Below are 20,505 nucleotides of genomic sequence, written 5' to 3' on the forward strand. Positions count from 1 at the left end.
GTCACCTGCGTTCCTGTTGTGCGGCGCCCGCCAAGAGCGCCGCCAGCTCGGCCGGGTCGTACGCGGCGAGCTGGATGTCGACGATCCGGGCGGCGAGATCGGCCAGGACCGGGTGCTGGAAGACGTCGAGGATGGAGATCTCGACGTCGAACGTGCCGCGGACCCGGCTGATCAGCTGGATCCCCGTCAGCGAGTGGCCGCCGAGGTCGAAGAAGTGATCGGTGCGGCCGATCCGGGGCCGGCCGAGGACCTCGGCCCAGATCGCCGCCAGCGCCTCCTCGGTCGGGCCGGCCGGCGGCTCGTGGACCGCCCCGGCGGCCACGGCGGTCGACGGGTCCGGCAGCGCGCGGCGGTCGAGTTTCCCGGTCGGGGTCATGGGCAGCGCGGCGAGCCGTATCCAGGCGTCCGGGACCATGGGAGCGGGCACCCGCGCGGCGAGCCACGACCGCAGCCCGGCGACGGCCGGTTCCTCGCCCGCCACCGTGTAGTACGCGGCGAGCCGGGCCTCGCCGGCCTCGTCCCGCCGTGCCACCACGGCGGCTTCGCGCACCGCCGGATGGCGGGCGAGCCAGGTCTCGACCTCACCGGGCTCGACGCGGAAGCCGCGGATCTTCACCTGCGTGTCGACGCGCCCGACGAACTCCACGGTCCCGTCCGGGAGCCGGCGTGCCAGGTCCCCGGTCTGGTACATCCGGGCCCCGCCGCCGGGCCCGCTCCCGCCCGGGGACGTCGCGTCGCCGGGGGCGAACGGATCGGGCGGGAAGCGTTCCTCGGTCAAGTCGGGGCGGCCCAGGTAGCCGAGCGCGACGCCGTCGCCGCCGATGTACAGCTCGCCGACGACGCCGATCGGTTGCGGCTGTCGGTGGCGGTCCAGCACGTACGCGCGGGTGTTGGCGATGGGCCGGCCGATCGGGACGCGCACGGCGTCGGCGGGCAGGTCGGTGACCTCGTGGGTGAGGGCGAACGTCGTGGTCTCGGTGGGGCCGTAGGCGTTCAGCACATGGCCGGGCCGGTGACCGGCGGCCAGGAACCGGCGCAGGACGTGCGGGTCGACCACGTCGCCGCCGATCAGCAGGTGACGCAGCCCGGCCAGTGCCTCGCCGACCGGCTCGGCATAGCGGTGGAACAGGCCGGCGGTCAGGAACATCGTGGCGATCCGCCGGTCCCGCAGGACCCGGGCGAACCGCACGGGGTCCAGCAGGTCCTCGCGGTCCACCACGACGATCGTGCCGCCGGTGACCAGCGGCCCCCACACCTCCATGGTGCTCGCGTCGAACGCCGGGTTCGCGATGCAGGCCGTGCGGTCGCCGGGCCGGAAGTCCGCGTAGCCGTTGCGCTCGACGAGCCGCCTGATGCCGCGGTGGCCGACCACGACGCCCTTGGGTTCGCCGGTCGACCCCGAGGTGTACATCACGTACGCGGCCGACCCCGGCACGGTTCCGGCGACGTCCGCTGCCACGACCTCCGCCGGCGTGCCGGGCTCGACCCTGGGCACCCCGGCAGGGGTCGGCACGTCGGTGCCGGCGGTCACGACGACAGCACGTGCCTGGCTGTCCCGCAGGAGCATCTCCTGCCGGGCCGGCGGGAAGTCCGGGTCCAGCGGTACGTAGCTCGCTCCGCAGTACAGCGCGGCGAGCTCGGCGGCCACCAGTTCGGCCGAGCGCTCCAGCACGACGGCGACCCGATCGCCCGGACGCACCCCGGCATCGCGCAAACGCACCGCCAGCCCGCCTGCCAGCGCGTCCAGTTCGGCGTAGGTGACGCCGCGGTCGCCGTGCACCACGGCGAGCGCGTGCGGGGCCGTCGCGACCCGGTCGCGGAAGAGTTCGTGCACGCCACGGTCGTCGGGATAGACGACAACCGTTCCGCCGCCGGCGCGCAGCACCTCGGCGCGTTCCTCGGGACCGAGCAACGGCAGCCGCTCCAGCGGCCGGTCGGGATCGGCGGCCATCGCCGCCACCAGCGTCCGCCAGTGGTCCAGGTACCGCTCGGCCGTCTCGCGCTCGAACAGCGCCGAGGCGTACTCGAGGTCGGCCTCGATGCGCCCGCCGACGTCGGCGACCATCAGGGCGAGATCGAACTTGGCGGTGCGGTGCTCCGGACGGGGCAGCGGCCCGACGGCCACGCCGGGCAGACCGAGCCGGGCGGTGCCGGACTCCTGCCAGGCGAAGAACACCTGGCACAGCGGAAGCCGGGCCGGCGATCGGCGTACCCCCGCGGCCTCCACGATCTGCTCGAACGGCAGCTCGGCATGGTCCTGCGCGTGGCGGGCCCGCGTCGCGACCCGGTGCAGCCACTGGGCGACGGTCGGCGCGCCGGAGGAGTCCAGCCTGATCGGCAGGGTGTTGACGAACAGGCCGACCAGGTCGGCGAGTTCCTCGCGGTCGCGACCCGCCGCCGGGATCCCGATCACCACGTCGTCCTGGCCGCTGAGCCGGCCGACGACGGCCGCCCAGCTCGCCAGCAGCGTCTCGAAGACGGTCGCCCCGTACCGGCCCGCCAGCTCCCTGATCGCGGCGCTGGTCTCGGCGTCCAGCGCGCGGTGGACCAGGCCGCCTTCCCCGTCCGGAACCGCCGGCCGGGGCCGGTCGGCGGGCAGGTCGCACACCGCGGGCGCTCCGGCCAGTTCGGTACGCCAGTAGTCCGTCGCCCGGGTGAGCCCCGGCGTCGCCCGGCTCTCCTGAGCGGCGTAGTCGGCGTACCGGATCGGCAGCGGCTCCAGCGGGTCCGGTGCGCCGTCACGGAACGCCGCGTACAGCCGGCCGAGGTCGCGGCACAGCACGTCGAGGGACCAGCCGTCGGCGATGATGTGGTGGAGCACCAGGAGCAGGTCGTACGTGGGCCGGCCGCCGGCTTCCTCCTCGTCCTCCGCCATGATCAGGCAGCCCCGGACCAGCGGGCCGCCGGCGAGGTCAAAGGGCTGCGACGCCGCTTCCTCCAGCAGCCGATCCCGTTCGGCGGGCGCGCCCTCGCGACCGCGCAGGTCGTACTCCGCCAGAGGAAAGCCGCTGCCGCCGCCCTCGATGCGCAGCGCCGGGCCGTCGCCGTGGTCGGCGATGCGCGCGCGCAACACGTCGTGGCGGTCGGCGAGGCGGTCCAGAGCGGCGCGCAACGCCGCGCGATCCAGCGCACCGGTCAGGCGGAAGCCGAGCGGCAGGTGGTAGGCGGCGCTCATGCCCGGCATCTGCGCGAGCGCCCACATGCGCCGCTGAGCAGGGGACAGCGGCGCCGAGTCAAGGGCCGGCGGGGCCGCCGGCTCCTCGGGTTCCGGCGTGCCGCCGGTCCGGGCCGCTATGAGCGAGCACAGTGCCGCGAGAGTGCGGGCGTCGCGCACCTCCAGGAGGGTCAGCGATACGCCGAACTCCCGTCCGGCCAGCGCCGTGAGCCGCATCAGCGCGAGCGAGTGCAGACCCGTCTCGGCGTAGGTGGCGTACGGCAGGCAAGCGCACTCCGGCTCGATGCGCCGCACTATCGCGATCAGCCGGTCTCGGAGGCGTGCGTCGCCGGGCCACCAGAGCTCGGCCGCGCGGTCGTCCGCCGTCACGGCGGATTCGGCGCTCAGCAGGGCCCGCCGATCGACCTTGCCGTTCGGCGTCAGCGGGAACGCCGGGACGAAGCGCAGGGCCGCGGGCATCAGGTACGCCGGGAGCAGGGCGGCGAGGTGCCCGCGCAGTTCGCTCTCGTGCGCGGCGCCGCCCTCACCGGCGTCGAGGACGAAGGCGATCAGCCGAACCTGGCCGGAGGGGGAGGTGCGGGCCAGCACGACCGCGTCGCGCGCGCCCGCCTTCCGCAGGGCCGCCTCGATCTCGCCGGGTTCGACGCGGAAGCCGTTCACCTTGGTCTGGTCGTCCAGACGGCCGAGGAACTCCAGCGCGCCGCCGGGGAGCCGCCGCACGAGATCACCCGTCCGGTACACCGGCCGGCCCTCCCCGCCCGGGACGTCGGTGACGAACCGTTCGGCGGTGAGGTCGGGGCGGCCGAGATAGCCCAGCGCGACTCCCGCGCCGCCGATGAAGAGTTCACCGGCCTGTCCGGGCACGACCGGATCCCCCCGCTCGTCGAGCACGTATCCGGTGGTGGCGCCGATCGGCCGGCCGATCGGCTCGTACGGGCCGTACGGGCCGTACGGGCCCTCGGCCCGATCTCCGTCGCAGCGGTGCCAGGTGGACCAGATGGTCGTCTCGGTCGGGCCGTACACGTTCCACACGACGTCCAGGCGCGTGCGGAGTTCGGCGGACAGCTCCACCGGGAGCGCCTCGCCGCCGCTGATCGCGAGCAGCGAGCGGTCGGACCAGGCCGGCCACGACTCGGCCGCGGTGATCAGACGCCATGTCGACGGCGTCGCCTGGATCACCGTGACGGCTTCCCGCCGGGCCACGTCGAGCAACGCGACACCGTCGCGGCGCGCGTCGTCGTCGGCGAGGACCACCCGGCCGCCGTGGCACAGCGGCAGCAGCAGTTCGAGGTTGGCGATGTCGAAGGTCGTGGTCGTCACCGCGAGAAACCGCTCGAAGCGGTCGGGTGCCTGGGCCTGGAAGAAGTCCAGGACGTTCTCGAGCGCGCCGTGCGGCACGAGGACTCCCTTGGGCTCGCCGGTGGAGCCGGAGGTGAAGCAGCAGTACGCCGGAGATGCCGGGGTGAGCGCCGCCGGCCTCGTTTCGGCCGGGTCCGCCGGGTCCGCCGGGTCCGCCGCGTCTGCGGGCTCTGCGAAGCCGTGGGTGAGCTCGGTGACGGCCAGTCCGTGCGCGCGCCACCCGTCGGCGGACCCCGGATCGACGAGGACGGCCCGCGGGTCGGCGAGCGCGACCAGCAGCGCGATCCGCGCCGCCGGCTGGGCCGGGTCCAGCGGAACGTACACCGCGCCCGCGGACATCGTCGCCAGCATCGCCGCGAGCGCGTCCGGGCCCCGCTGGAGCAGCAGGGCGACGCGGTCACCCGGGGCCACGCCGAGCCGGGCCAGGTGCCGGGCGAGCGTGACGCGGCGACGGTCGAGGTCGCCGTACGTCCAGCGGTGCGGGCCCGCGACGACCGCTATCCGGCCGGGCTGCTCGGCGGCCAGGCGCGCGAAGCGGGCGGCCACACCACCGCGCCACGTCGCCGTTTCGTAGCCCGGCGGCGGCAGGAGCGGCGAGGGCGAGGGCGGATTCGGCGGGGCGGGCGGGATCAGAGGACGCGGCTCCCGTTCCGTCGGCTGTCGTAGCGCAGGGTGTTCGGCCGGCGCTCGCCTGCCGAGAGCTTCCGCAGGGCCGTCCGGCGGGCCCGCGGCGACGGCCGCCAGCAGGTCGAGGTACTCGCCGACCAGGCGCTCGACGCCGTCCGCCGCGAAGCGCGCGGTGTCGTGCTCGACCAGCAGGTCGGTTCCGCCCGCCTGGATCACCGTGACGTTGAGCGGGAACTTCGCGGCCTCGTTGGGCAGCGACTCCTCGATCTCGGCGCGCAGCCCGAAGAAGTCGACGTCGGCGCTGAGCGCGGAGTGGATGCTGAAGACCACTTGCACGAGGGGGTGCGGCTCGTCCGGCGGACTGGGCGGCGCGACCGCGGCGACCCGCGCGAACGGCAGCTCGCTGCCGCGCAGCGCGGCCAGCAGGCTGTCGCGGACCGCCGTGAGGACCGTGCCGGCGGTGGCCTGCGACGGAACCGTGACGCGGACGGGCACCAGGTTGACGACCATGCCGAGGACGCCTTCCCACTCCGAGCGCGTCCGGTTGGCGACGGTCGTGCCGAGGACGAAGTCGTGGCTCCCGGTGTGGCGGGTCATCAGCAGTGCGAAGGTGCCGAACATCACCTGGAACGAGGTCAGGCCGAGCCGGGCCGCGGCCGTTTCGACGGCGTCGACCAGCCGCGGGTCGAGGTGGTGGCGCCGCACAGCGCACCGCGGGCCGCCCGGATGTCCGGGTTCGAGCGCGGGCAGGCGCAGGGTGGTGGGGGCCTCGTGCAGCACCTTCCGCCAGTACGCGGCCAGTTCGGCGGCTTCGGGGCCGCGCAGCCAGTCGTGCTGGTGCCGGGCGAAAGTGCGGAACTGGACCGGTTCCGGCAGGTCGGCCGGGCGGCCGCGGACCGATGCGGAGTAGAGCTCTGCGAGCTCGCCGAGGAACAGGCGGAACGACCAGCCGTCGTGGATGTAGTGGTGCTCGACGTGGAGCAGCACGTGCCGGTCGGGCGCAAAGCGCAGGAGGGCCCAGGCGACGAGCGGCAGCCGGGACGGGTCCAGCACCTCGGCGGCCATCGCCGCGAGCAGTTCCTCCTGCTGCCCGGTGCCCGGCCGCGCGTCGACCACCTGGAACGCCGTGTCCGCCCGCGGTGCGACGACCTGCCACAACTCCCCGTCGCGCAGCTCGAATCGCGTCCGCAGCGCTTCGTGCCGCCGCACCGTCTCCTCCAGCGCCGCCCGCAGCGCCTCGACATCCAGCGCTCCCAGCAGTTCCACGCGCGCCCGCGACACATACGCGGCCGTGGTCCCCGCCACCGCGTTCGCGAACGCGACCTGCACCTGCCCCAGCGCCGCGGGTTCCGCCACTTCCGCCGTCTGCGGAGCGTCCGCAGGACGGCCGTCGTCGGCCTCCGCGGGGTGTGGGCCTTCAGTGCCGGGTGACCACTGCAGCCGTTCCGCCAGGGCGGCGATGGTCATGCCCTGGAGGAGGTCTACCGGGGTGACGGCCAGAAGCAGATCCTCGGTGAGGCGGTTGGCGACCTGGACGGCGGCCAGGGAATGGCCGCCGCAGGCGAGGAAGGCGGCGTCGACCGGGCAGAAGGAGACCTTGAGGATCTCGCACCAGATGCGGGCGACCGCCGCCTGTGCGGGATTCGCGGGCGCCTCGCCCGCGTCCGCCTGCGCCGCGTCGTGAGCGGCCAGCGCGGCGCGGTCAGGCTTGCCGCTCGGGGTGACCGGGAGGGCGTCGAGGATGTGCAGCCGGGCCGGGAGCATGTGGCCGGGGAGCCGCGCGGCGAGCATGTCGTGCAAGTCGCCCTCGTCTACGGGGCCCCGCGCGGTCGCGAACCCCACCAGCGCGCGCTCGTCGCCCTCTCCGAGCGCCAGCACCACCGCGTCCGTCACCCGCGCGTCGGCGCGCAACGCCGCCTCGATCTCGCCGAGCTCGATCCGGAAGCCGCGCACCTTGACCTGATGATCACCGCGTCCGAGGAACTCCAGGGCGCCGTCCTCGCGGACGCGAGCCAAGTCCCCTGTGCGGTAGACCCGTTCGCCGCACGCGCCGTGCGGATCGGCCGGGAAACGTTCGGCCGTCAGCTCGGGCCGGTTGAGGTAGCCGGCGGCGACCACCGGTCCGCCGATCCGTATCTCCCCGACAGCCCCGTGCGGCACGTCCGCGCCGGCCTCGTCGCAGACCCGTACCGTGACCCCTGGAATCGGCACCCCGATCGGGACGGCGTCCCCGGCGTCGCCCGGCGAACAGCGGTGCACGGTGGACCAGATGGTCGCCTCGGTCGGGCCGTACGCGTTGAACAGCTGTGCCGCGTGCGGCCAGTCCCGGACCGCGGCCGGCGGCAGGACGTCGCCGGCGGACACCACGGTGCGCAACGCCGGCGCCCCGGCGGGCAGGCGGCTCAGCGCCCCGGTCAGGATCGAGGGCAGGACGGCGACGGTGACGCGCGCGCGTTCGAGGAACGCCAGCAGCTCCGCGGGATCCTCACGGGCCGCGTCGGGGACGACGACCAGCGTGGCGCCGTTGGCCAGGGCCAGCACCGTCTCGAAGACGAACGCGTCGAAGCCCGGCGACGCGAACTGCGCGACACGATCGCCCTCGGTGGGACCGATGATCTCGCGCTGCGCGTCGATGACGGTGCGCAGCCCGGCGTGCGTGAGCAGCGCTCCCTTCGGACCGCCGGTCGAACCGGACGTGAAGATGCAGTATGCGAGAGCACTCGCCTCATCCGGCCGTTCGTCGGCGCTCACGACCGCGTCCGCGGTGACCGCCGCGGCCGGGACCGGACAGGTGCCGGACGGTACGTCCGCCGTGAACCCCGCCTCGTGGACACACGCCGCAGGCGTCGCGTCGGCGAGGATCGCGGACAGCCGCGCCGTCGGTTGCGAGGGTTCGAGCGGGAGGAACACACAACCGGCCTGAAGCGTCCCCAGCACCGCGGCGACCAGTTCCGCCGAGCGCGGCAGCACGATCGCGACGAGATCGCCCGGGCGGGCGCCCGCGCGCCGCAACGCACCGGCGTACGCCACCGCCCGCGCCTCCAGCGCGCCGTACGTGGTGACCGTTCCCGCCTCCTCCACGGCCGGGAGCCCGGGGGCCCGTGCGGCGATCCGCGTGACGAGCCGGTGCAGGTCGAGTGCGGTCACGAGCGGTCCCCTCGGGCGAAGTGGTCTCGGTTCGGGTCCTTCTGCAGGCAGCGCTGCCGGAGCTGTTCGGCCAACGCCCTGACATGTGGACTTTCCAGGATCGTCAGATGCGTGCCCGGGCCGTGCCAGGTTTGGAGGGCGGGGCTGAAGTGCCGCCAGCCGCGGACGGTTTCGTGGCGGCGGACGGCGTTCGCGGTCGCGTCCAGGCGCGGGTCGTCGACCGTGACCAGGAGCGTCGGCTCGGCGGGCGTGGCGGGCCGCGGCGCGTACGCGGTGCGCAGGTTGCGGGTGAAGGTGCGGATCGGGCCGGCGAGGACGTCCGGGCCGGCCTGTGCGGGCAGGACGCCGGCGTCGCGCAGAGCCGCGTGCAGCAGTGCCCGGCGGTCGCGCTCGCCGAGCGGTTCCAACACGGCCGGGGTGATGCCCAGCGGCCGGCCGGCGCGCTCCTCGAACAGTGCGGCGAGTTCGACCAACGCCTCGCACTCGCCGACCTCGGCGACATGGGGCGCGGCCGCCGGGACGTCGGAGTCCACAAGGGTCAGCGAAGCGACCGGACAGCCGCGGTCCTTCAACCGACAGGCGAGTTCGTACGCCGTCCAGCCGCCGAAGGAGTGTCCGAGCAGGTGCACCGGGCCCTGCCCGATCAGGCGCTCCACCTCGGGGAGGTACGCGGCCACGGCAGCCTCGACTGTGGCGTGCGGCAGTCCCGCGCCGTCCACGCCGCGCGGCTGCAGGCCGTACACCGGAACCGCCGGGCCGAGCGCGCCGGCCAGCTCACGCAGGCTGACGACCGTGTCGCCGGCGCCGGGCAGGCATATCAGGGGCGGTACGCCGCGGCGCCCGGACTGGAGCGGGTGGACGAGCGGCGGCAGGGCCCGGGCCCGCGGCGCCGCGCCGCCTTCGGCGATGGCCGCGCTGAGCCGGGCGCCCGTCTCGCGGACGCCGGGAAGCCGCATCATCGACTCGTGGGTGCCCGGAACCGGGACGCGCCGCCATCCGACCGCGGGCAGCGCCTCGTCCCACCTCCCGTACGGATGGCCGGGATCGTGCTCGACGGCGCTGAAGTAGTGCACGGGGACCGGCAGCGGCGCGGGGAAGTACCGCAGGGCCGCCTCGGCCACCAGGTGGCGGCGGCGGACGGCCTGCCCGATCTCCTCGGGGCCGAGCCCGACGAGCGGCGCCGGCATCAGGCCCGCCCGCTCGACGGCCTCGACCACGTCCGCGAGCGGCCGCCCGGCGACGGTCGCGGCGAGTTCCGTCACCTGCTCGGGCGTCGCGGGCAGCCAGCCGAGCAGCGCCTCGCGGACATCCGGCACCTCGCTGGGCGGCGACACCTCCGGCCGGTGATACGTGGTGTTGAGCAGCCCGACGAACTCCACGTCCTGATCCTCGCCGATCAATTGGACGGCGATCTCGTACGCGATGGCGCCGCCGGTGCAGTATCCGGCGATGCGGTAAGGGCCGTCTGGCTGCACGGCGCGGATCATGGGGACCATCCGCGCGGCCATGCCCTCGACGGTGGTGAGGTCGGGGTCGCCCAGCGGGACCGGCGGCAGGCCGTGGACCGGGATCCGCGGGTCGACGTACTCGGCGAGGGTGTGCGCGTACAGCAGACTCGCGACGCCGTCGTGCACCAGGAACAGCGGCCGTTCGTCGCCGCCGGGCCGGATCGGCACGGCGTCGCGTTCGGCGACGTGCGGGTTGCGATCGGCGGCGAGTTCGGCGAGGCGGCGCACGCTGACATTGCCGAACAAGTCGGCCACAGCCGCCTCGACTCCCGTCCTCCGCAACCCGGTCACGACCTCCACCGCGAGCAGGGAGTGCCCCCCGAGGTCGAGGAACCGGTCCTCGCGGCCGACGCGTTCGAGCCGGAGCGTCCGCGCCCAGACGTCGGCGATGGCCCGCTCGACCGCGCCGGCCGGCTCGGCGTAGGCGGGTGCCGAGGCATGGGACCGGCCGTCCGGTTCGGCGAGCGCCGAGCGGTCGAGCTTGCCGCTCGGCGTCAACGGCAGCCGGTCCATGAGCACATATGCGGCCGGGACCATGTGCGCGGGCAACTGCGCGGCGAGCCGGTCGCGCAGCTCCTCGACGGACACCGGCTCCGGCCCCGCCTTCGAGCCGTCCCCCGGCGAGGAGCGCGACCCGGCTGTCGGCTCCGCGGGCACCCAGTACGCGACGAGGCGCCGGTCACCCGGAACGTCCTCGCGGGCGAGCACGACGGCATCGCGCACGCCGGGAAGCGCGCGCAACCGTGCCTCGATCTCGCCGAGTTCGACGCGGAACCCGCGGATCTTCACTTGGAAGTCCTCGCGGCCGAGGTATTCCAGGGTGCCGTCCTCGCGCCAGCACCCGATGTCCCCTGTCCGGTACATCCGGCCGCCTGTCCACGGGTCGGGCAGGAAGCGTTCACCGGTCAGCTCGGGCCGGCCCAGGTAGCCGCGGGCGGGGGCCTCGCCGCCCACGTGGATCTCGCCGGGGGCGCCGATCGGTGTGAGCCGGCCGTACGGATCGAGCAGCCGGACCCGGGTGTTGGCGATCGGCCGCCCGATCGGCACCCGCTCGCCGGTCTCGCCGGCGGTGATCCGGTGGGCGGTGACGTCGCCCGCCACCTCCGACGAGCCGTACAGATTGAGCAGGACCGTGCCCGGGCTGCTCGCGAGGGCCTGGGCGGCCAGCGGCGCGGGCAGCTCCTCGCCGCTGCACACGACGACGCCCGGCAGCGGCCCGTCCTCCACCGCCAGCAGGGCCTTGAGAAGCGACGGCACCACGGTGACGCGCGCGACGGCGTGCTCGCGCAGGAACGCGGCGAGCCGTACGGCGTCCCCGGCGTCCTCCGGTGGCACGGTGTGCAGGACGGCGCCGGACACCAGCGGCGTGAGAGTCTCGGTGATCGCGTCCACGAACCCGATAGAAGTCTTCTGCGCGTGCGCCTCACCCGCCGCGACGGGCACCTCGGTCGCGGCCCAGTGCAGCCGGTTGACCAGCGCACGGTGCTCACCCGCGACGCCCTTGGGCTCGCCGGTCGAACCGGACGTGTAGATCACGTACGCCAGATGCTCGGGTCGCACCTCCGTCCGCAGGTCGTCCGCCGGCTCCGAGGACCATCCCCGCCCGTCCGACAGGTCGATCAGCCGTGAGCCGATCCCGCGTTCGGCCGTCACCGCGCGCAGGCCGGGCAACTGGTCCGGCCCCGCGAGCACGACGACGGGTGCGCTGTCGGCCAGCAGGTCCGCCAGCCGCGCGGCGGGGTGGCCCGGATCCAGTGGTACGTACGCCGCACCGGCCTTCAACACCGCCAGCAGCGCCGTGACCTGCCGCGTGCCACGGTCACAGCACACTGCGACGCGGTCGTCCGCTCGCACGCCGAGGCCGCGCAGATGGTGTGCCAGCCGGTTGGCGAGCACGTTGAGTTCGCCGTAGGACAGCTGCCCGTCCGGCGTCACGACGGCCGGGCGCGCCGGCGTGCGCCGAACCTGTTCCTCGAACAGCTCGTGGACGCACGCCCGGTCCGGGAACGGCGCCTCGGGGCCCGCCCACCGGGCAAGCGTCGCGGCCTCGCCGGCGGGCAGCACGTCGAGGTCGCGCAGCGGGCGGTCGGAATCCTGCTCGAGGGACTCGACGAGCACGAGCAGCGCCTGGTGCGTCAGAGCGCAGATCCGCTCGGGGTCGAGCGGAAGCTCGACGTGCGCGGTCAGCTCGAAGTCCTCGCCGACGTCGTCGACGGCCAGCATCAGCGGGTAGTTGCTGCGTTCCTGCGCGTGCAGCATCTCGATGCCCGCGTCGGCGCCGATGGTCGCCGAGTCCCGCGCCGACGGGAGCCGCACGCTGTAGCGGTAGTTGAGCAACGCCGAGAACAGCGGCGAAGCGGCCGGCACGGCACTGCACCGCTGGGCGAGCGCGAGCGGCGCGTGCTCGTGCCGCAGCAGCTCGGTCAGCAGCTCGTAGGTCCGGCGCGCGCCGGCCGCCACGCCGTCGCCGCCCACCGACAGCCGGATCGGCAGGGTGTTGATGAAGACGCCCATCGCCCGGTCCGCGCCCTCGCCGCCGGCCATCCGGCCGAACAGCACGGTGCCGAAAACCACGTCCTCGCGTCCGGTGATCCGGCCGAGCACGGCGGCGTACGCCAGATGGAACAGGCTGGCCGGCGTGGTGCCCAGGGCCCGGGCGCGCTCGCGCACCCTGCGGCTCAGCCCGGGATCCACCAGGGTGTTGACGGCCCGCGTGCTCGCACCGTCGCCCCGCACCTCGGTCAGGCCGTACGGGTGCGTGGGCTCGGTGACGTCGCCGAGCATGCCGCGGAAGAACTCCTCGTGCTCGGCGGCGCTCACTCCGTCACGGGAGCCGGCGATGAAGGTGCGGAACGGCACCGGCGGCGGCAACTCGTCCTGGCGCCCCAGGAGATGGGCGCCGATCTCGGCGAGCATCAGCCGGTAGCTGGTGTAGTCGTCGGCGAGGTGGTGAGCCGTCATCAGGACCAGCCAGCGGTCCCGGGCGGCGTCGTGGGCGACGCGCAGCCGCATCAGCGGCGCGACCCGGACGTCGAGCCGGCTGTTCGCGGGGCTGAAGCGCGCCCGCAACTGCTCGGCGGCGTCGCCGGCGGCCGGGTCGAGCCGGACCTCCTCGACGTGGATCGGCGCCTCGCGGAAGACGACCTGCACGGGAGCGGGCAGGCCCTCCCACAGGAAGCCGGTGCGCAGCAGGTCGTGCCGGTCGACCACGGCCTGAAGGGCGGCCGCGTACCGGTCGACGTGCGCGCGGCTCTCCATCGCCAGCAGGGAGTACAGCAGGAAGGGATCCTCCTGCTGGGCCATGAGGTGGTGGAAGAGGATGCCCTCCTGGAGGGTGGCGAGCGGGTAGATGTCCTGGATGTTGGCCGCGCCGCCGGGGACGTGGGACGCGATCAGGTCGATCTCGGCCTGGCCGAGATCGACCAGCGGCAGCATGTCGGGGGTGATCCGGGTGCAGCCGGGCGGGATGAGGTTGGGCGGCACCTCGGCCGGCGCCCGCCCGCCGTCGACCCGGCGGGCGAGAGCGGCGAGCGTCGGATCGGTGAACACCGCGCGCACGTCGGCGTGCAGGCCGCGGCGCCGCATCCGTTCCAGCAACGCGACCACCAGCAGCGAGTGGCCGCCGAGGTCGAAGAAGTCGTCGTGGCGTCCGACGCGCTCCACGCCGAGGAGCTCCGACCAGATCTCGGCGAGTGCCGACTCGGCCTCGCCGAGCGGAGGTTCGTAGCCGCGGCGTACGTACGCGCGGCCGTCGGGGGCGGGCAGGGCCGCACGGTCCAGCTTGCCGTTGCCGGTCAACGGCAGCCGGTCCAGACGGACATAGGCGGCGGGCAGCATGTGCGCGGGCAGGTCGGCGGCCAGAGCCGGGCGCAGCTGCTCGGCGGAGGGAGGTTCGGCGGGGTCGTCCGCCACGAAGTAGGCGACCAGGCGGCGCTCGCCCAGGGCGTCCTCGCGCGCCAGCACGACGGCTTCGCGCACCCGCGGCAGCGCCCGCAACCGCGCCTCGATCTCGCCGAGTTCGATTCGGAAGCCGCGGATCTTCACCTGGAAGTCGTTGCGCCCGAGATAGTCGAGCTCGCCGTCCGCGGTCCAGCACGCCAGGTCGCCTGTGCGGTACATCCGGCCGCCCGCGTACGGGTCGTCGACGAAGCGTTCAGCGGTCAGGTCGGGGCGGCCCAGATAGCCGCGGGCGACGCCCGCACCGCCCACGTACAGCTCGCCGGTGACGCCGACCGGAGCAGGCCGGCGCTGGTCGTCCAGGACGTACGCCCGTAGATCGGCGAGCGGGCGGCCGATCGGGCTCACGCCGGTGCGTTCGGCGTCGGCGGCGGAAAGCGGCCGATGAGTGACGTGCACGGTGGTCTCGGTGATCCCGTACATGTTGGCCAGACGCACCCCGGCGTTCGCGGGATCGGCGAACCACGGCAGCAGAATGCTCGGATCCAGGGCCTCACCGCCGAAGACGACATGCCGCAGCCGGTGCGGCCGCGGATCGGCGGCGCGGGCGGCCACGAACTGCCGGAACGCTCCCGGCGTCTGGTTGAGGACGGTCACGCCCTCGCGGCAGACCAGCTCGTGGAACTCCTGCGACGCGCGGGCCGTTTCGTGCGGAACGACGACGAGCCGCCCGCCGTGCAGCAGCGCTCCCCACAGCTCCCACACCGAGAAGTCGAACGCGATGCTGTGGAACAGCGTCCACACGTCGTCCCCGTCGAACCCGAAGTGCTCAGCTGTGGCGGTGAACAACCGGACCACCTGGGCGTGTTCGACCATGACGCCCTTGGGCGCGCCGGTCGATCCCGATGTGTGGATGACGTAGGCCAGGTGATCGGGGCGCAGCCCGGTCTCGGCGCGCGTCAGCGGCCCGGCCGGAAGGGAGCCGGTCGCGGGGTCGTCCAGCAGGACGGTCGGCAGCGGTGAGGCGACGGGGACGGTGTCGTCGTCGGTCAGCAGGGCGACCGGACCGCTGTCCGCGAGGATCGCGTCGAGGCGCGCGGCGGGGTGGGCCGGGTCCAGCGGCAGGTACGCGGCGCCGGCCTTCAGGACGGCGAGCAGGCCGGTGACCATGCCGATGCCGCGAGCGGCGCGGACGGCCACCAACCGGTCGGGCCCGGCACCGAGAGCCCGCAGCCGCCGCGCCAGCCGGTTGGCGTGCGCGTCGAGTCCGGCGTAGGTGAGGCTCTGGTCACCGTGCACGACGGCGACGGCGTCGGGCGTGCGGGCGACCTGGGCCTGGAACAGGTCGGTCAGGCACGGACCGGTTTCCGTGCGGTCGCCGGAACCGGTGCGGTCGCGCGCGTCCGGACGCTCGCCGGAATCCGCGCCTGCGAGGCTCTCACCGGAGCCGGCGGCGAGCAGAAGCCGGCGTTCGGCCGCCGGCAGCACGTCGATGGTGTCCGTCCCGCACCGCGGCCGGTGCTCCAGCGCGTCGGCCAGGTGCTCCAGAGCCGTCGCGAGGTAGCCGATGACGCGCCCGGGCCCGATCGGCTCGACGGCTTGCACGCTCAGCACGATGTCGTCGCCGATGTCGTCGACGGACACCGTCAGCGGGTAGTTGGTGCGCTCCTCGCCGCGCAGCGGCGTGATGCCGCCGGGGGACCGGTCGTCGGCGGGGGAGACGCCGTCCCCTGAGTGCCGGTAGTTGAACAGCGAGGTGAACAGCGGTGCGGGCGCGGACACCTGGCTACAGCGCTGCGCGAGCACGAGCGAGGCGTGCTCGTGGCCGAGCAGTGCGGCCAGCGCGCCGTGCGCCGCGACCACGGCCTCCTCGACCGGCCGGCCGTCGACCGTCAGCCGCAGCGGCAGGGTGTTGATGAACGGGCCCACGGCCCGCGTCACGCCCGTGGCGCCGTGCATCCGGCCGAACAGCACGGTGCCGAACACGACGTCGCGCCGTCCCGTCAGCCGCGCGAGGACCTGTGCCCAGGCCAGGTGGACCAGGCTCGCCGTGCTGACACCGAGCTGCCGGGCCCGCTCGCGCAGCCGGGCCGAGAGCGCCGGGTCGAGCAGCGTGCGTGCTTCCGCCACGCCGTGTCCCTCGCCCCGGGTGTCAAGCAGCCCGTACGGCGCGGTGGGCTCGTCGATGTCGCCGAGCATGTCGGTGAAGAACTTCTCGTGCTCCTCGCGCCCCGGTCCGCGCCGCACCTCGGCGATGAAGTCGCGGAAGGGCCGTACCGGCCGGAGCTGTTCGGGATGACCGGCGGCCAGGGCGGCGATCTCCTCCTGGATCACCTGCAACGTGGTGTGGTCGCCGACGAGGTGGTGCAGCAGCGTCAGCATCAGCCAGCGCGCGTTCGCCGTGTCATGCGCGATCAGGATCCGCAGCAGCGGCGCCCTGCGGATGTCGATCCGGGCCCGGCGGGGGTCGCCGCGCTCCCACAGCCGGGCCAGGGCGTCACCGCCGGCCGGGTCCAGCACGATCTCCTCGACCGGCAGCTCCGCACGGCGCCAAACGACCTGCAGTGGTTCCGGCACGCCCTCCCACAGCACGCCGGTGCGCAGTATGTCGTGCCGGTCGACGACCTCCTGGTGGGCCCGCAGGTAGGTGTCGAGCATCTCCCGCGAGTCGAAAGCGCAAGCGGTCGACAGCAGATACGGGTCACCGTCGCGGGCGGAGAGGTGGTGGAACAGCACGCCCTCCTGGAGCGGCGCGAGCGGGTAGACGTCCTGCACGTTCGCGGCGCCGCCGGGCACGGTCGCGACGACGGCCGCGATCTCCTCGTCCGTGAGGTCCACCAGCCGCGACCGCTCGTCCTCGAAGAAGCCGGCCGGCGCGGTGCCGTTCGTCTCCGCCGCCCGCCGCAGATGAGCGATCAGGCCGTCCTTGTGCGCGCGCAGCCGGGTGACCAGATCGTCGTCGAGGGCCTGCCGGCGCCCGCGCACCACCAGCTGGTCCTGTTCGACGGCCAGCTCGACGCCGCGTTCCTCCAGCAGCATCAGGAGTTCGGCGCGGGCGCCGCCGTCTTCGCCGGCCCGGGACCGCGGATTTCCCCGTCGCTCGTTCACAGGCGGATCTCCTGGATCTCCTCGGTGCTCTCCGCGAGTTCGGAGAGCGTCGGTGTGCTGAACAGGGTCCGGACGTCGGCGTGCAGGCCCCGCTGCCGCATGCGTTCCAGCAGGGTCACGGCGAGCAGCGAGTGGCCGCCGAGGGCGAAGAAGTTGTCGTGCCGGCCGACCACGTCCAGGCCGAGCAGGTCGCGCCAGATCTCGGCGAGCGCCTCCTCGACGGGGCCCCGGGGCGGTTCGTGGCCCCCCGTGCCCCCCGCGCCGTGCGCTCGCGCGTCCGGGACGGGCAGCGCCGGCCGGTCGACCTTGCCGTTGGCGGTCAGCGGCAGGGCCGCGAGCACCACGTACGCGGCCGGGACCAGGTACTCGGGCAGCACGGTCCTCAGGTGCGCGCGCAAAGCGTCGGCGGTGAGGGTCCGGTCGTCGGCCGGCGTCACGTACGCCACCAGCCGCTGGTCGCCCGGGGTGTCCTCGCGGGCGAGCACCAGTGCCTCGCGCACGTCCGGGAGTTCCGCCAGCCGCGCCTCGATCTCGCCGGGCTCGATCCGGAAACCGCGCACCTTCACCTGGAAGTCGTCGCGGCCCAGGAACTCCAACTCGCCGTCGGCACGCCACCGCACGTTGTCGCCCGTCCGGTACATGCGGTCGCCGGGACGGCCGCGGAACGGGTCGGGCACGAAGCTCGCGGCGGTCAGCCGGGGCCGGTTGAGGTAGCCGAGCGCGACGCCCGCGCCGCCGATGTAGAGGTCGCCGCGCACGCCGACCGGGCATGGCCTGAGCCGGCGGTCCAGGACGTACACGCTCTGGTTCGCCAGCGCGTGGCCGTACGGCACGCTGCCCTGGTAGGGCACGGCCGGGTCGATCGGATACGTCACCGACCAGATCGACGCCTCGGTCGCGCCCCCCAGACTGTGCAGCGCGGCGCCGGGACACAGCGCGTGGACGCGCTCCGGCAGCCGGACCGGGATCCAGTCGCCGCTCATCATGACCAGCCGCAGCGAGTCGAACGGCTCGGCGCCGAGCTGCGCCGCCGAGTCGGTGAAGAGCTGCATCAGCGCGGGCACCGAGTTCCAGATCGTCACGCGATGGCGGCGGACCAGCTCCTGCCAGTGGAGCGGGTCGGGCGTCCGGCCGGCCGGCGGCAGCACCACGGCGCCGCCCGCGGCCAGCACACCGAAGATGTCGTACACGGACAGGTCGAACGAGAGCGACGACACCGCGAGCACGACGTCCGCCGGGCCCATGGCGTAACGGGAGTTGATGTCCTGGAGGGTGTTGCACGCCGCCGCGTGGCTGATCATGACGCCCTTGGGCCGGCCGGTGGACCCCGAGGTGTAGATGACGTACGCGAGGTGGTCGGGATGCAGGCCGCGCGCCCGGGGCTCGGGATTCCCGGCCGGGCAGTCCTTCCACGCTTCGGGCACTGATACGTCGACATACGTCGCGTCGTGCGCCCATGTCGGCGCGCCCTCGGTCAGGACGGCGACGGGCGCGCAGTCGGCGAGCAGGTCGCGCAGCCGCTCGGCGGGGTGGGCGGGATCCAGCGGTACGTATGCGGCCCCGGCCTTGAGCACCGCCAGGACGGCGGTCACCATCGGGACGCCGCGCTCGACGGCGACCGCGACGTGGTCGCCGCGGGCGACGCCGAGGCGGGCGAGGTGGTGCGCGAGGCGGTTGGCATCCGCGTTCAACGCGCCGTATTCGACGCGCTGGTCACCGTGCAGCAGGGCGACGGCTCGCGGGGTGCGGGCGGCCTGTTCCTCGACCAGCTCGTGCAGGCACACTTCACGGCGCAGGTCGGCGGCGGTCCGGTTCCATCCGTGGACCAGCAGGTCGTGCTCGTCTCGGTCGAGCAGCGGCAGGTCGGCCAGGGCGCGGTCGTCGGGCGCGGTCGCCAGGGCGTTCAGCAGCGTGCGCCAGTGGTCGAGGTAGCGCAGCACGGTCGCGCGGTCGAACAGCGCGGTCGCGTACTCGGCGGCTCCGGTGATCCGGCCGCCGCTCTCGCCCAGCGACAGCGTCAGATCGAACCGCGAACTACGGTGCTCGCCCGCCTCGATCGGCTCGATGGCGAGGCCGGGCAGCGCCGGCGGCTCCTGGAGGCCGGACTGCCAGGCGAACGCGATCTGGAACAGCGCGCTGTGCGCCAGGCTGCGGGCGGGCTGCAAGAGTTCGACGATCCGCTCGAACGGCAGGTCCTGGTGCGCCTGTGCGGCGAGCACCTGCTCGGCGACGTGACGCAGCCATGCGCCGGCGCTCGGCGCGGTCGCGGTCGACAGCCGGACGGGCAGCATGGTGACGAAGAAGCCGATGAGCCCCTCGACGTCGGCGTGGCGGCGGTTCGCGCTGGGCGTGCCGATCACCGCTTCGGCCTGTCCGGACAGCCGGGCGGCGAGAGCGGCCCAGCCGGCGAGCAGGGCCGTGTAGACGGTGGTGCCGTGGCGGTCGGCCCAGGCGCGGAGTGCGGCGGTGAGGTCGGCGTCGAGTTCCACGTCGACACTCGCGCCGGCGAAGTCCTGGTGGGCCGGACGCGGACGGTCGGACGGCAGCTCGGTCAGCTCGGGCGCGCCGGCCAGGGCGTCCTGCCAGTAGGCGGCCTGCCGGTCGAGGTCGCCGCCGGCGTCGCGGGCCCGCTGCCAGGCGGCGTAGTCGGCGTACTGCACGGGCAATGTCGGCAACGCGGGCAGCGGGTTCGGCGTGCTGTGGGTCGCGGGGGCGGTGAACGACCGGTACAGCAGGCCGAGTTCCTTGAGGAAGACGCCCATGGACCAGCCGTCGAAGACGATGTGGTGGGCGGTGACGAGCAGGACGTGCCGGTCGTCGGCCTCCCGGGCGAGCAGGCCGCGGACCAAGGGCCCCCGCTCCAGGTCGAAGGGTGCTGTGGCCTCCAGGTCGACCAGGTGGCGGAGGGCGTCGTCGGGGTGGTCGTGGCCGCGCAGGTCATGGTCGGCGAGGGCGAACGTGCCGTGGTCCGCGATGCGTTGGGCCGGTTCGCCGTCCACCCGGACGAAGGTGGTGCGCAGCGCCTCGTGCCGGGCGACGATCGTGTCGAGGGCGCGACGCAACGCGGTGCGGTCCAGCGTTCCGGTCAGCCGGAGCCCGACGGGGATGTGGTAGGCCTGGCTGACCCCCTCCATCTGGGCGAGGAACCACAGACGTTGCTGGGCCGAGGACAGCGGCAGCGGCCCGGTGCGGGCGACGGGGACGAGGGGCGCGTGCGGCGCGGGCCGGGCACCGCGGACGACGGCCGCGAGGGCGGCGAGTACGGGTTCGGCGAAGACCGCGGGCAGCTCGACGTCGACGCCGAGGCGGTCGCGGATCCGCGAGACCAGGCGCATGGCGAGCAGGGAGTGTCCGCCGAGGTGGAAGAAGTCGTCGTGGCGGCCGACGCGCTCCACTCCCAGCAGTTCGGCCCAGATTTCGGCCAGAGCCTGCTCGGTCTCACCCTCGGGCGGGGTGTAAGCGCCGTTGTGAGCACGGGCCGCATCGCCCGGATCGGGAAGTGCGGCGCGGTCGAGCTTGCCGTTGGGGGTGAGCGGCAGGTCGGTCAGATGCAGGAACGCCGACGGGATCATGTACTCCGGCAGCGCTTCAGCGAGATGAGCGCGCAATCGCTCCGGCGCGACAGGCTGCTCAGCCGTGTAGTAAGCGATCAGCCGGTCGTCACGAGCGATGACCACGGCCTGA

Annotated in this window: 3 protein-coding genes; all 3 read right to left on the reverse strand. The window is 74.1% G+C overall.

The window, feature by feature from the left end:
• Position 1: 1 nt before the first annotated feature.
• Positions 2-8,308, reverse strand: coding sequence for a non-ribosomal peptide synthetase (locus tag ABD466_RS37525; protein ID WP_344662029.1), 8,307 nt, complete (start codon positions 8,306-8,308; stop codon positions 2-4).
• Positions 8,305-16,821, reverse strand: a complete 8,517-nt coding sequence (locus tag ABD466_RS37530; protein ID WP_344662030.1) for an amino acid adenylation domain-containing protein — start codon at positions 16,819-16,821, stop codon at positions 8,305-8,307. The genes ABD466_RS37525 and ABD466_RS37530 overlap by 4 nt, the downstream gene beginning before the upstream one ends.
• Positions 16,818-20,505 (reverse strand): amino acid adenylation domain-containing protein (locus tag ABD466_RS37535; protein WP_344662031.1); only part of this gene is annotated, 3,688 nt, incomplete at its 5' end. The genes ABD466_RS37530 and ABD466_RS37535, both read right to left, overlap by 4 nt.

The organism is Catenulispora subtropica (genome assembly GCF_039531675.1).
GTDB lineage: Bacteria > Actinomycetota > Actinomycetes > Streptomycetales > Catenulisporaceae > Catenulispora > Catenulispora subtropica.